Annotated in this window: 11 protein-coding genes; 7 read left to right on the forward strand and 4 right to left on the reverse strand. The window is 62.4% G+C overall.

The features are described from left to right. Nucleotides 1-214: 214 nt before the first annotated feature. The 5 genes from P3C39_RS05840 (at nucleotide 215) to P3C39_RS05860 (ending at nucleotide 8,516) form a co-directional block, all read left to right on the forward strand. The gene (locus P3C39_RS05840) at nucleotides 215-1,036 is read left to right on the forward strand and encodes a PopZ family protein (protein WP_027160437.1); all 822 of its coding nucleotides are present in this window, start codon (nucleotides 215-217) and stop codon (nucleotides 1,034-1,036) included. A 219-nt stretch (nucleotides 1,037-1,255) separates the two neighbouring features. Beyond that, complete coding sequence (locus P3C39_RS05845) at nucleotides 1,256-4,039, forward strand: valine--tRNA ligase (protein ID WP_275952898.1); 2,784 nt, start codon at nucleotides 1,256-1,258, stop codon at nucleotides 4,037-4,039. A gap of 357 nt (nucleotides 4,040-4,396) precedes the next feature. Further along, nucleotides 4,397-5,659, forward strand: a complete 1,263-nt coding sequence (locus tag P3C39_RS05850; protein ID WP_024503841.1) for an OmpP1/FadL family transporter — start codon at nucleotides 4,397-4,399, stop codon at nucleotides 5,657-5,659. Nucleotides 5,660-5,965: 306 nt separating this feature from the next. Beyond that, complete coding sequence (ilvD, locus tag P3C39_RS05855) at nucleotides 5,966-7,690, forward strand: dihydroxy-acid dehydratase (protein ID WP_024503842.1); 1,725 nt, start codon at nucleotides 5,966-5,968, stop codon at nucleotides 7,688-7,690. Then, entirely contained in the window at nucleotides 7,677-8,516 is an 840-nt protein-coding gene (locus P3C39_RS05860; protein ID WP_013531284.1) for a tetratricopeptide repeat protein, read from the forward strand. The genes ilvD and P3C39_RS05860 overlap by 14 nt, the downstream gene beginning before the upstream one ends. Before the next feature lie 50 nt (nucleotides 8,517-8,566). On the opposite strand, the gene P3C39_RS05865 is transcribed toward P3C39_RS05860, so the two are convergent. From P3C39_RS05865 to erpA, 4 genes are all read right to left on the reverse strand, one after another. Continuing rightward, complete coding sequence (locus P3C39_RS05865; protein ID WP_244506831.1) at nucleotides 8,567-8,821, reverse strand: hypothetical protein; 255 nt, start codon at nucleotides 8,819-8,821, stop codon at nucleotides 8,567-8,569. Nucleotides 8,822-8,956: 135 nt separating this feature from the next. Then, nucleotides 8,957-9,751: an exodeoxyribonuclease III gene (gene xth, locus P3C39_RS05870; protein ID WP_013531286.1), complete on the reverse strand. Its 795-nt coding sequence runs from the start codon at nucleotides 9,749-9,751 to the stop codon at nucleotides 8,957-8,959. Between the two features lie 17 nt (nucleotides 9,752-9,768). Further along, the gene (locus P3C39_RS05875; RefSeq protein WP_013531287.1) at nucleotides 9,769-10,164 is read right to left on the reverse strand and encodes a VOC family protein; all 396 of its coding nucleotides are present in this window, start codon (nucleotides 10,162-10,164) and stop codon (nucleotides 9,769-9,771) included. A gap of 1 nt (nucleotide 10,165) precedes the next feature. Continuing rightward, nucleotides 10,166-10,513 (reverse strand): iron-sulfur cluster insertion protein ErpA, encoded by a 348-nt coding sequence (gene erpA / locus P3C39_RS05880; RefSeq protein ID WP_013531288.1) that lies wholly within the window; start codon nucleotides 10,511-10,513, stop codon nucleotides 10,166-10,168. A 90-nt stretch (nucleotides 10,514-10,603) separates the two neighbouring features. Between erpA and P3C39_RS05885 the strand changes: the two genes are divergently transcribed. Next, nucleotides 10,604-11,818 (forward strand): deoxyguanosinetriphosphate triphosphohydrolase, encoded by a 1,215-nt coding sequence (locus P3C39_RS05885; protein WP_013531289.1) that lies wholly within the window; start codon nucleotides 10,604-10,606, stop codon nucleotides 11,816-11,818. A 75-nt stretch (nucleotides 11,819-11,893) separates the two neighbouring features. Continuing rightward, nucleotides 11,894-13,651, forward strand: coding sequence for an arginine--tRNA ligase (argS, locus tag P3C39_RS05890; RefSeq protein WP_275952907.1), 1,758 nt, complete (start codon nucleotides 11,894-11,896; stop codon nucleotides 13,649-13,651). Nucleotides 13,652-13,710: the final 59 nt, after the last annotated feature.

Below are 13,710 nucleotides of genomic sequence, written 5' to 3' on the forward strand. Positions count from 1 at the left end.
GCGTTCGGCCTGAACTGGCCGTGTTCCCTGCTTGAGCAGGATCTTTCGCGCTGCGGCTCTCGGGTTCAGATGGCGCTAATCTGTTGAAATCCCACAAGTCCCCAGATTGGGGATTCTCGTGCGGCGATCCGTCGGTTACGCTGTGGCCATGATTCGATCCGGCTCTGCCGGAGCGGAAAACCCAACAGGGGTCACAAGGGCGGCGGATGTGACGATGGCAACGGCAAGCAGCGCACAGCGCGAACCTTCCATGGAAGAGATACTGGCTTCCATCAGGCGGATCATCGAGGACAGCGACGGCGGCCGCAAGCAGCCGGGCGACGCCGATGATCTGAGCCAGGATCTGGAGCGCGCGTCGAGCGCCTATGCAGCCCCCGACGTGGAAGCATTTCGTGCCGACCTGCATGCCGCCCCCGAGGGCAGGAAGCCGGTCACGCTGGCGGAAGTGCAGGCACAGCTGCCGACGGCCGAGCCGGTGGTGGCGCGCATGGAAACGCCGGTGCGCCCCGATCCCAGCCCGGCAAGGCCATCGATGACACTCGCCGAGGTCAGCGCCCGCGTCGCAGCGGAGCCAATCACGGCTGAAGCGCCAATATCGCGTCCTGTCGCCGACGCTTCCATCGCCGATTGGCGTCGCGAGATCGCCGCGGTTGGCGAGCAGGCGAGGGCGGCGGTGCCAGACCGGAGCGAAGCCCGCAAGACGGCTTCCCAGCCGTCGATGGAGGCTCCAGGGGATGAACCGACCGCGAAACCGGCTACCGAGCCGTCTCGTCCGGATGCAAGCGTGGTGCGGCCGGTGGCGGCCAGCGACGCGCCGCGTCCGGCGATCGTTTCCGAGCACACCGGCCGTCAGGTCGCGGCTGCCTTTGGCGAGCTTTCCGACGCGTTTGCCAGCCGCAGCAAGAAGACATTCGACGAGATGGCCGAAGAGATGCTGCGGCCGATGCTGCAGGATTGGCTCGACAACAATCTGCCGACACTGGTCGAAAGGCTGGTGCGCGAGGAGATCGAGCGCGTGGCGCGCGGGGCGCAGTAGTTCCCCATGCCGATTGCCCAGAGGAAACGGCGCCTTCGTGGCGCCGTTTCTTTTGGTGAAGTCGTTGTCGGCAGGACGACGGATCGCTTTGCGTTGAAATGACTGAGGCCGCGCCTATCTGCTTGTGAGGGTCCGAGACAGCCCTTGCGGTTGACTTGGCCAAAACCTTCCGATTTACACCGGACCAGCAAAACTCCCGACAGCGCGGACCATTTTCCCATGCTTGAAAAGACCTACGACGCCAAAACCGTCGAGCCGAAGATCGCCAAAGTCTGGGAAGAGGCCGACGCGTTTCGCGCCGGTGCCGGGGCCGAGGAGGGGGCTGAGGCCTTCACCATCGTCATCCCGCCGCCGAACGTCACCGGCTCGCTGCATATGGGCCACGCGCTCAACAACACGCTGCAGGATATTCTTGTGCGCTTCGAGCGCATGCGCGGCAAGAACGTCTTGTGGCAGCCGGGCATGGACCATGCCGGCATTGCCACGCAGATGGTGGTCGAGCGGCAGCTGATGGAAAAGCAGATCCATCGCCGCGACCTGACCCGCGAACAGTTCATCGAGAAAGTGTGGGAGTGGAAGGCCGAATCCGGCGGTGCCATCTTCAACCAGCTGAAGCGGCTCGGCGCCTCGGCCGACTGGTCACGCGAACGCTTCACCATGGACGAAGGCCTGTCCAAGGCGGTGCTCGAAGTGTTCGTCACGCTCTACAAGGAAGGGCTGATCTACAAGGACAAGCGTCTTGTGAACTGGGACCCCAAGCTGCTCACCGCGATCTCCGATCTCGAGGTCGAGCAGCAGGAGGTCAATGGCAATCTCTGGCACTTCCGCTACCCCGTCGAAGGCAAGGTCTTCGACCCGGAAAACCCGAAAACCTTCATCACCGTGGCGACGACGCGCCCGGAGACGATGCTGGGCGATACGGCCGTCGCGGTGCATCCCGACGACGAGCGCTTCCGGCATCTGGTCGGCAAGAACATCGTCCTGCCGATCGTTGGCCGCAGGATTCCCGTGGTGGCGGATGAGTATTCCGATCCGGAAAAAGGTTCGGGCGCGGTCAAGATCACGCCGGCGCACGACTTCAATGACTTCGAGGTCGGCAAGCGCCACAAGCTGCCGGCGATCAATATCCTGACCACGGAGGCGGCGGTAAGCCTCAGGGATAATGAAGATTTTCTCGCCGGCCTCGAGGTGACGCCGGAGCGCCAGGCGGTCTGGGACGAACTCGACGGCCTCGACCGCTTCGTCGCGCGTAAGAAGATCGTCGAGCTGATGGAAGAGGGCGGCTTCCTCGAAAAGGTTGAGCCGCATCGCCACGCGGTGCCGCATGGCGATCGCGGCGGCGTGCCGATCGAGCCGTTCCTGACCGAGCAATGGTATGCCAATGCGGCGGAGCTGGCCAAACTGGCGATCGCTTCAGTGCGCGAAGGTCGCACGAACTTCGTGCCGAAGAACTGGGAAAAGACCTATTTCGACTGGATGGAGAACATCCAGCCCTGGTGCATCTCGCGCCAGCTCTGGTGGGGTCATCAGATTCCGGCCTGGTACGGGCCCGACGGGCGCGTCTTCGTCGAGAAGACCGAGGAAGAGGCGCTGAGCGCCGCGATCGAATTCTATCTGGCGCTGGAAGGACCGTGGAAGGCCTGGGTCGAGGACAAGCTGGAGAACTTCAAGCCGGGCGAGATCCTGACCCGCGACGAGGACGTGCTGGACACCTGGTTCTCGTCGGCGCTGTGGCCGTTCTCGACGCTGGGTTGGCCCGATGAGACTCCCGAGCTGAAGACCTACTACCAGACCGACGTGCTGGTGACAGGCTTCGACATCATCTTCTTCTGGGTCGCCCGCATGATGATGATGGGCCTGCACTTCATGGACGAGGAGCCGTTCCACACCGTCTATGTCCATGCGCTGGTGCGCGATAAGAACGGCGCCAAGATGTCGAAGTCGAAAGGCAACGTCATCGATCCGCTCGACCTGATCGACGAATACGGCGCCGATGCGCTGCGCTTCACGCTGACGGTGATGGCGGCGCAGGGCCGCGACGTGAAGCTCGATCCGGCGCGCATCGCCGGCTATCGCAATTTCGGCACCAAGCTGTGGAACGCGACGCGTTTTGCCGAGATGAACGAGGTCGCGCGCAATGACGATTTCTGGCTGAACGACGCCAAACTGGCGGTCAACCGCTGGATCCTCACCGAACTGACGCGGGCGGCGCGCGAGATCACGGACGGCATCACCTCATACCGCTTCAACGAGGCGGCGGGTGCCGCCTACCGCTTCGTCTGGAACCTGTTCTGCGACTGGTACCTGGAACTGCTGAAGCCGGTGTTCATGGGAACCGACGAGGCGGCCAAAGCCGAAAGCCGAGCCTGCGTCGCCTTCGTGCTCGACGAGATCTACAAGCTGCTGCATCCGATGATGCCGTTCATGACCGAGGAACTGTGGGCGCAGACCGCTGGCGAAGGCAAGCAACGCCCCTCGCTGCTGTGCCATGCCACGTGGCCGTCACCGGACTTCGAAGACGCCGAGGCTGCAGCCGACATCAATTGGCTGGTCGACCTCGTCTCCGGCATCCGCTCCGTGCGTTCGGAGATGAACGTGCCGCCGGCAGCCATCGCACCGCTCGTCGTGGTCGGCGCCAACGATGTGACACGCGAGCGCCTCGTTCGCGAGGATTCGGCGATCAAGCGGCTGGCGCGGGTCGGCGACATCTCGCTTGCCGATGTCGCGCCCAAGGGTTCGGCGCAGATCGTGCTCAACGAGGCGACGATCTGCCTGCCGCTTGGCAGCCTGATCGACCTCGCCGCCGAGGCTGCACGGTTGCAGAAGGAACTGGCCAAGGTGACCGAGGAGATCGCACGCCTGCACAAGAAACTGTCGAACGAGAGGTTCGTGGCCAGCGCGCCGGCCGAGATCGTCGATGCCGAGCGTGAAAAGCTCGCCGAATACCGCGATGCGCAGGACAAGCTGTCGGTCGCGTTGGCCAGGGTTCGCGACGCCGGTTGAGGATAGATTCGCGAGACTTTAGACCCCTCTAAAATGCTGGTTTTCCGCCTCGAAAATCAGATTTCCTGCGTTAATATTGACGTAAACGGAAGTTTTAGCCCCATTGTTGCCATAATGTAACAATGGGGCTCTCGGAGCCCAAAAAAGGCCTGTTTTCGAGCCTTTTTGGATGGTTCTCTCTGTTTTTTGAGAGCCGCTCAGCCTTCACAGACCATTTTTCGGCCTTGCCGCACCCGGTTGCATTTCCTCGAAAATGCGGCTGGCCAGTGTGTACATGTACGCCCGCGAATTCGTTGTTGCACCGTTAACCTGAATTGGTTCTAGCTTGGTGCACTCGAATTCGGGGGAGGACATTTCATGACTATTCTGCGACTGAAGGCGCTGCTGGGGGCGGGCTGCTTTTCGCTGGCTTTGATCGGGACGGCGATGAATCCGGCACATGCCGGCGGCCTGGAGCGTGGCGGCTACGATATCGATCTGCTGTTCGATCCTGCCCAAGTCACGGGTGAGGTCTCCGGCACCTATGTGATGCCGCAGCGCGACCTCAAGAACGTGAAGGACACCGACCCGTCCGACGGCCCCCTTAACCTCATGGGTTTCTCCAACAGTGCTCGCGATACCGAAAGCTATTGGGTGCCGAGCGTCGGCATCAAGGCGGGTATGGGCCCCGTCGATTGCCTCGTGGACTATGGCCAGCCGATTGGTGCGTCCAGCAACCCGGGTCGGAATTGGGCCGGCGCGAACAGCAATGTTGAAACCCAGGTGAAGAGCGAGGCTGTGGGTGGAACCTGCTCCTACAAAATGGATCTCGGCAAAGGACAGTTTCGTTTTATCGGCGGCGTGTTCCACGAGAATGTTTCTGGCTTCAAAGAACAATTGGTGGCTCCCATTCCCGGTGCGGGCATAGGGCGGCTTGACCTTGAGGGTGACGGCTGGGGATGGCGAGCCGGCGTTGCGTATGAGATTCCGGATATCGCCCTGCGCGCCAGCTTGGTCTATAATTCGGCGGTCAAGCTCAACAATTTGGACGGAACGCTGGATCTGTCTCAGGTTCCCGCGGCCCTCAATCCTTTAAATCCGTTTTTGGGCAAAGTGACGAATGTTAGTGGTTCCTCGCAGGTTCCGGATTCTGTAGAGCTCAAGCTTCAGTCGGGCATAGCTCCTGGCTGGCTGGCATTCGGATCCATCAAGTGGATGAATTGGAGCGAGCTACAGAGCATTCCGTTTTGTCCCACCGGCACGGCATCCTGCACGACGACCAGCCCATTGCGGCTTACCTCGCTCGATCTACTCTATCGCGATGGCTGGACAGTTTCCGGCGGCGTCGGCCACAAATTCAATGATCAGTGGAGCGGTGCGGCGGTTATCACGTGGGATCGCGGAACGTCGACCGGCCTGAGCGCCCAGACCGATACCTGGACCCTCAGCGGTGGCGTGGCCTACACGCCAACTCAGAACATCGAGGTTCGACTTGGGGGCGCGGTGGGAGTGCTGACCAGTGGATCGATCCATACGGCCGTAAACCCAGATGATGGCCTAACATATGACAATGGCTATACCGCGGACTTCGGCAACGACCTTGTCACGGCACTTTCAACATCATTGAAGGTCAAGTGGTAACGAATTGAAATTGCGCATGAAAGGCCGGGCACTGCCCGGCTTTTTTCGTTTGAGATCGCATTGCCCGCGATTGTCTCATCCAAGCTGCATTGCACGTAATCCAAACCGCTTGCGCCTCGTGCGATTGTGGCGTTTTGGCAACACTTTCTGAACAACCCCTGCGCTGGAAGCCGGGCTGAGGAAATTGCCTATTTCCCGCCATAAACCCGGCGCACCTCGATCTTGTCTCGGGACACGCGCCAAAAGGCTCGGCGAGGGGGCAGGCCGCTCCGCCCCATTTGCAGGGAAGATGGGGCAAGGAAGAGTATGGACGCCAAAGTCATCTCCAAGGCTAAGCTCCCTAGCCGCTATGTGACCGTCGGTCCGGCGCGTGCGCCGCATCGTTCCTATCTCTATGCCATGGGTTTGTCGGCGGCCGAGATTGCGCAGCCGCTGGTCGGGGTCGCCTCCTGCTGGAACGAGGCGGCGCCCTGCAACATTTCGCTGATGCGCCAGGCGCAGGTGGTCAAGAAGGGCGTCGCGGCCGCCAGCGGCACGCCGCGCGAATTCTGCACCATCACCGTCACCGATGGCATCGCCATGGGTCACCAGGGCATGAAGTCGTCGCTGGTGTCGCGCGAGGTCATCGCCGATTCGGTCGAGCTCACCATGCGCGGCCATTGCTACGACGCGCTGGTTGGGCTCGCCGGCTGCGACAAGTCGCTGCCCGGCATGATGATGGCCATGGTGCGGCTCAACGTGCCGTCGATCTTCATCTATGGCGGTTCGATCCTGCCCGGCAGCTATCGCGGCCGCCAGATCACCGTGCAGGATGTTTTCGAGGCGGTCGGCCAGCACTCAGTCGGCACGATCAGCGATGACGAACTGCTTGAGATCGAGCAGGTCGCGTGTCCCTCGGCCGGTTCCTGCGGCGCCCAGTTCACTGCCAACACCATGGCGACCGTCGCCGAGGCGATCGGCCTGGCGCTGCCCTATTCCTGCGGCGCGCCGGCGCCCTATGAAATGCGCGACCGGTTCAATTTCGCCTCGGGCGAAAAGATCATGGAGCTGATCGCCAGAAATATCCGGCCGCGCGACATCGTCACGCTGAAGGCGCTGGAGAATGCGGCGACCGTGGTCTCGGCCACCGGCGGTTCGACCAACGCGGCACTGCATCTGCCGGCGATCGCGCACGAGGCCGGCATCAAGTTCGATCTGTTCGACGTGGCCAAGATCTTCGAGAAGACGCCTTACATCGCCGACCTCAAGCCGGGCGGCAAATATGTCGCCAAGGACATGTTCGAGGCCGGCGGCATTCCGCTGCTGATGAAGACCCTGCTCGACCACGGCTATCTGCATGGCGACTGCATGACGGTGACTGGCCGCACTTTGGCCGAAAACATGCAGCACGTTGTCTGGAATGAGCATCAGGATGTGGTCCGCCCGGCCAACAGACCCATTACCCAAACCGGCGGTGTCGTGGGCTTGAAGGGAAACCTGGCCCCCGAAGGCGCGATCGTGAAGGTCGCCGGCATGGCGGAGTTGAAATTCTCCGGTCCGGCCCGCTGCTTCGATTCGGAAGAGGAATGTTTCGAGGCGGTGACGCATCGTAACTACAGGGAGGGCGAGGTTCTCGTCATTCGCTACGAAGGACCGCGCGGCGGCCCCGGCATGCGCGAAATGCTGTCGACGACGGCAGCACTTTACGGCCAGGGCATGGGCGGCAAGGTGGCGCTGATCACCGACGGGCGCTTCTCGGGCGCGACGCGCGGTTTCTGCATCGGCCATGTCGGCCCCGAAGCAGCCGTGGGTGGCCCGATCGGACTGCTCAGGGATGGTGACGTGATCTCGATCGACGCGGTGAACGGCACGATCGATGTGGCGTTGTCCGATAGCGAACTGGCGGCGAGGGCAAAGACATGGAAGGCGCGCGCGACCGATTATCAGTCGGGCGCGATATGGAAATATGCACAGACGGTAGGGCCGGCGCGCGATGGCGCGGTGACCCATCCGGGCGGTGCGAAAGAAACACACTGTTATGCGGACATCTGAGTTGTTGAGGTCATCTGTCTTTTCGGCACTGGTCGTGGCCGCCACGTTTGGCGCGACCTTTGGCGCCGTCGGCCAGGCCATGGCCTTCGACGACAAGGTGTTCGACGACAAGACCGGGGTGAAGCCGCAATCGAGCCCCTGGGCGGTCTTCCAGTTCGGCTTCTCCGCCTACAAGAACGGCCACAAGGAGCAGGCTGCCGAGGCCTACAAATACGCCGCCGAAAACGGCCAGATCGGCGCCACCTGGAAGCTTGCCCGCATGTATGCCGAGGGCGACGGCGTGGCGCGCGACGACTATGAGGCGTTCAAGTTCTTCTCCGAGATCGTCGACCAGGATGTCGAGCCCGGCTCGCCCGAGGAAAGCTATGTCTCCGACGCGCTGGTGGCGCTTGGCGACTATTTGCGCACGGGCATTCCCGGCAGCCCGGTCACCGAGAACGAGGTGGCGGCCCAGGAATACTACATGCGCGCGGCTGCCAACTACCGCAACCCGAACGCACAGTTCGAGATGGGGCAGATGTTCCTGAAGGGCGAGGGCGGGGTGAAGGCCAGCGTCAAGCAGGCCGGGCGCTGGTTCCAACTCGCCGCCGAGAAAGGCCATGCCGGCGCCCAGGCGACGCTGGGCCATCTGTTGTTCCAGAGCGGCAAGATCGTTCGCGGCCTGGCGATGATGACGGCAGCGCTCGAACGCGCTTCGCCCGCTGACCAGCCCTGGATCCGCGGCATGCAGGAAGAGGCATTTGCCACCGCCGGCGAGGCCGACCGCCGCACCGCGATCTCGCTGGCCGATGATATCCTCACCAAGGGCAACAACGCGGACCAGTAGTTTTGCTGGCGGCTGAACTGCCGATCTCCCCCACAAGGCGCGAGATTGGCTCAGTTCGCGATCGGCTCCGTCGGCACCATGCTGGGCGCCGGCGTCGAGATCGGCGTGACATGGGGGTGTGGCGCCAGCGTGTTTTCCGGGCAGCTATCCCCGATCTTCGTCCACGAGGTGTTGTTGAGCACCATATCGCAGCGGGCCAGATGGCTCTGCTCGGCCACCGTCAGGCAGGCGACCTGACCGATCTGGTAGGATTTTCCATTGGCCAGGCATTCCTGGTCGGCAAATGCCGTACCAGGAACGGCCATGGCAAATGCCAGGCCAATGGGACAAAGATGAAATCGTGCGCTCATGGAACCCCAGCCGCCATGCTGGTCTGCAATGAACGGCGCGAAATGTGGCGATATGAGGGTTCAGCGCAGACGGGCCCGGCGAGGGTTCTCTCAAGCCGGCTGAAGCGCGAGATCGATCGCCACCGGGACATGGTCGGATGGTTTTTCCCAAGCGCGCACATGCTTTTCGATAGAGGCCGATGAGAATCGGTTGGCGGCTTCCGGCGACAAAAGCAGGTGGTCGATACGGATGCCGTTGTTCTTCTGCCAGGCGCCGGCCTGATAGTCCCAGAACGTATAGGTGTCGCGCGCGTCGGTGACCGCGCGCACCGCCTCGGTGAAACCAAGATTGAGCAGCCGGCGGAAGGCTTGTCGCGTCTGCGGCTGGAACAGGGCGTCGCCCAGCCAGTTCTCCGGAAACCGCGCGTCGATCGGCTCGGGAATGACGTTGTAGTCGCCGGCGAGCACCAGAGCCTCCTCAAGTCTCAGCCGTTCTTCGGCCCAGCGCTCAAGCCGCGCCATCCAGGACAGCTTGTAAGGAAACTTCTTCTCGTCATCGATCGGATTGCCGTTCGGCAGATAGAGCGAGGCGACACGCAAGGCGCCCTTGTCGGTTGAGAAAACGCCTTCGATGAAACGCGCCTGTTCATCGGCATCGTCGCCGGGCAGGCCCCTGATCACCTCGTCGAAGCGCAGCTTCGACAACAGCGCGACGCCGTTGAAACCCTTTTGGCCATGGGTTTCGACATTGTAGCCAAGCGCCTCGATCTCGGCGCGCGGGAACTGCTCGTCGACCGTCTTGATCTCCTGCAGGCAGACGATGTCGGGTGCGCTCTCGGTCAGCCAATGGGTCAGGTTGCCGATGCGGGCGCGGACACCGTTGATGTTCCAGGTGACGATTTTCATGGCGGTCTCGATGCTGTTCAGTTGGGCTCTTGCGGCGGATGGCGTTCGACGAGGCCGATCGTATTGCCAGCCGGGTCCTTTAGGAAGGCCATCCATTCGCTTTCCCCCGCTGGACCGAACTGGCCGTCCGTGTCGCGATGGACAAGCGTTGGCGGCGCGGTGAAAGGCACGCCGGCGGCAGCAGCCGAGGCATGGAACTGATCAAGGCCCGATATATCGAGATAGACGGTTCCGGCCGGTACGCCGTCGGTGAACAGCAGCCTGATTTCTCCGGCCATGATGAAGGCGATGCCCGGCGGATCGAAGCGTGCATGGACAGCCATGCCCAGCACGTCGCGCCAGAAAGCCAGCGTCACGTCGAGGTCACGGCCAGCCGACAGCGCGATCTGACGGACCGCACCGATGGCAGGCATTCTATATGGAGAAACTCGTGCCGCAGCCGCAGGAGGCGACGGCGTTCGGATTGCGGATCTGGAACGACTGGCCCATCAGATCGTCAACGAAATCGATCACAGAGCCGCCCATATAGACCAGCGACAAATCGTCGATCAGCACGGTGGCGCCGTCCTTCTCGATGGCTACGTCGTCGTCGTTGCGCGTATCGACCAGATCGAACTTGTAGGAAAAGCCCGAGCAGCCGCCGCCTTCGACCGAAACGCGCAGCGCCGTCTTGCCGGCTTCGTTCGAGACAATCCTGGCGATCCGCTTGGCGGCGGCCTCGGTCATATCGACTTTCATGGCAGTCTTGGCATCAGCGCCCATGGGCGTCACCTTGCTTTCGGTTTCACATGATAGGTATGAAGCGCGAGGGACCAAGTCAACCTGGCTAAGTCAAACGCGGCAGCATCAGCCATGACCAGTGAGTTGGGCGACATCGGATTCGGCTATCGGCCACGCGCCGCCTATGCCTGCGATCCGGCAAACTCGCGCGGGCGGCTGTTCGACGAGGTGGAGAGCCCGACCCGCACGCCATTCCAGCGGGACCGTGACCGCATCATCCATTCGACGGCCTTCCGGCGGCTGAAGCACAAGACGCAGGTCTTCATCGCCCATGAAGGCGACCACTATCGCACCCGGCTGACCCATTCGATCGAAGTGGCGCAGATAGCGCGCGCCCTGGCACGGGCGCTGCGCGGCGACGAGGATCTGGCCGAGGCGGTGGCGCTGGTGCATGATTTCGGCCACACGCCCTTCGGCCACACCGGCGAGGACGCGCTCAACGAGAAGATGGCCGCCTGGGGCGGCTTCGACCACAACGCCCAATCGCTGCGCATCGTGACAAGGCTGGAGGCGCGCTACGCCGAATTCGACGGGCTCAACCTGACCTGGGAAACGCTGGAAGGCCTGGTCAAGCACAATGGGCCGCTGACGGATGCCAACGGCAAGGGTCTGAAAGGGCCGGTGCCACAGGCGATCCGTGATTATTCGCAACTGCACGATCTCGAACTCGACCGGTTCGCCGGCATCGAGGCGCAATGCGCGGCGATCGCCGACGATATCGCCTACAACACGCATGACATCGACGACGGGTTGAGGGCAGGGCTCTTGACGCTGGACATGCTGGAGACGGTTTCGCTGCCCGGAACGATCCTGAAAGGCGTGCGCGAACGCTATCCCTCCCTCGATGCCGTGCGCACCGGCCACGAACTGATGCGGCGGCAGATAACGGCCATGGTCGAGGACGTGATCAGGTCGACGACCGCCAATCTCGATCGCATCAGGCCGCCGAGCGCCGATGCAGTGAGGGCAGCTGGCGAGACGATGGTGGTTTTCTCGGCCGAAATGGCTGCCTTGGAGAAGGAACTGAAGGCCTTTCTGTACAAGCACCTCTACCGGCACGCGGAGGTTATGAGGGTGCGCGCGGATGCCGAGCAGATCGTCAAGGATCTGTTCGACGCCTATTTCGCCGATCCGCGCGCCATGCCGGATGGCTGGCGCGAGGGGCTGGATCGGGCCGATGATCGCATCAAGGCGCGCAGCGTCGCCGACTTCCTGGCGGGTATGACCGACACCTACGCGCTCAAGGAACACCGGCGTTTGTTTGACCATACGCCTGAATTGGGCTAGGGCGGGCTCGATTTTGCCGGCCAACGAGCCGGATTCGCTGCAAAGCCGCCAGAGCCAGACCCCAGAGTCACACAAATGAACATCTTCGCCGATTTCACCGCGCGAATCATAAAAGCCGTCGAAGCGCTTGATCTGAAAGACAAAGACGGCATTTCGCCTGACCTGTCGCGCATTGCCGTTGAGCCGCCGCGCGACGCCAGCCATGGCGACCTGGCGACCAATGCGGCAATGGTGCTGGCCAAGCCGACCGGCCAGAACCCGCGCGCGCTGGCCGAAAGACTGGCGCAGGCGCTGCGCGACGACAAGGATGTCGCGGCAACAGAGGTGGCCGGCCCCGGTTTCGTCAATCTCAGGCTGAAGGACGGCTTCTGGCAGACACATCTGAGCGCACTGCTCGGCGAGGGCCGCAACTATGGCCGCTCGACGGTTGGCGGCGGCAGGAAGACCAATGTCGAATATGTCTCGGCCAATCCGACCGGACCGATGCATGTCGGCCATTGCCGGGGTGCTGTCGTCGGCGATGCACTTGCCAATCTGATGGCCTTCGCCGGTTACGACGTGACCAAGGAATACGTCATCAACGACGCCGGCTCGCAGATCGACGTGCTCGGCCGTTCCGCATTCCTGCGTTACCGCGAAGCGCTGGGTGACGACATCGGCGAGATTCCGGCCGGGCTTTATCCGGGCGACTACCTGGTGCCTGTCGGCCAGGCGCTGGTCGCGGAATTCGGCCGCTCGCTGCTGCAGATGCCCGATGACGAGGCGCTCGCCATCGTCAAAGATCGCACCATCGATGCGATGATGGCGATGATCCGCGAGGACCTGGCGATGCTCAACGTGCATCACGACGTGTTCTTCTCCGAGCGCACGCTGCACGCCGACAATGCCAGGAAGATCCGCTCCGCGATCAACGATCTGACGCTGAAGGGCCATATCTACAAGGGCAAGCTGCCGCCGCCCAAGGGCGAGAAACCCGACGATTGGGAGGACCGCGAGCAGACGCTGTTCCGCTCGACCGCGGTCGGCGATGACATGGACCGGGCGCTGGTCAAGTCGGACGGCTCATTCACCTATTTCGCCGCCGACGTCGCCTATCTCAAGGACAAGGTCGATCGCGGCTTCGTCGACCTGATCTATGTGCTCGGCGCCGACCATGGCGGCTACGTCAAGCGGCTGGAAGCCCTGGCGCGGGCGATTGCCGGCGAAGAGGTCAAGCTCACCGTGCTGCTGTGCAATCTGGTCAAGCTGTTTCGCGAGGGCGAACCGGTGCGTATGTCGAAGCGGTCGGGCGATTTCGTGACGCTGCGCGAAGTGGTGGAGGAGGTGGGCCGCGACGCGATCCGCTTCATGATGCTCTATCGCAAGAACGATGCGCCGCTGGATTTCGATTTCGCCAAGGTGACCGAGCAGTCCAAGGACAATCCGGTGTTCTATGTCCAGTACGCCTCGGCGCGCTGTCATTCGGTGTTCCGGCAGGCGAGCGAGCAACTGGGCGAAGCCAATTTCGACCGCAACAGCCTGGCGTCGGCCGCGGCATTGCTGACCGACGAGGGCGAGATCGGCCTGATCCGCAAGCTTGCCGAATACCCGCGGCTGATCGAGTCCGCCGCCCTTGCGCTCGAGCCGCATCGGCTGGCATTTTACCTCTATGATCTGGCTTCCAGCTTCCACGGGCACTGGAACCGTGGCACGGATAATCCGGACTTACGTTTTGTTAAGGTTAACGACCGACAATTGACGCATGCCAGACTAGGGCTGGTGCAGGCTGTTTCGGACGTTTTGACGTCCGGCCTGACGTTGATCGGGGCCGCCGCGCCCACTGAAATGCGTTAGGTTTGACTAAATAACCTGTCACCTTTTGCCCACATTGCGCTGGTAAGGGCCAACCCTAC

It is taken from the genome of Mesorhizobium sp. XAP4 (assembly GCF_029269325.1).
GTDB lineage: Bacteria > Pseudomonadota > Alphaproteobacteria > Rhizobiales > Rhizobiaceae > Mesorhizobium > Mesorhizobium ciceri.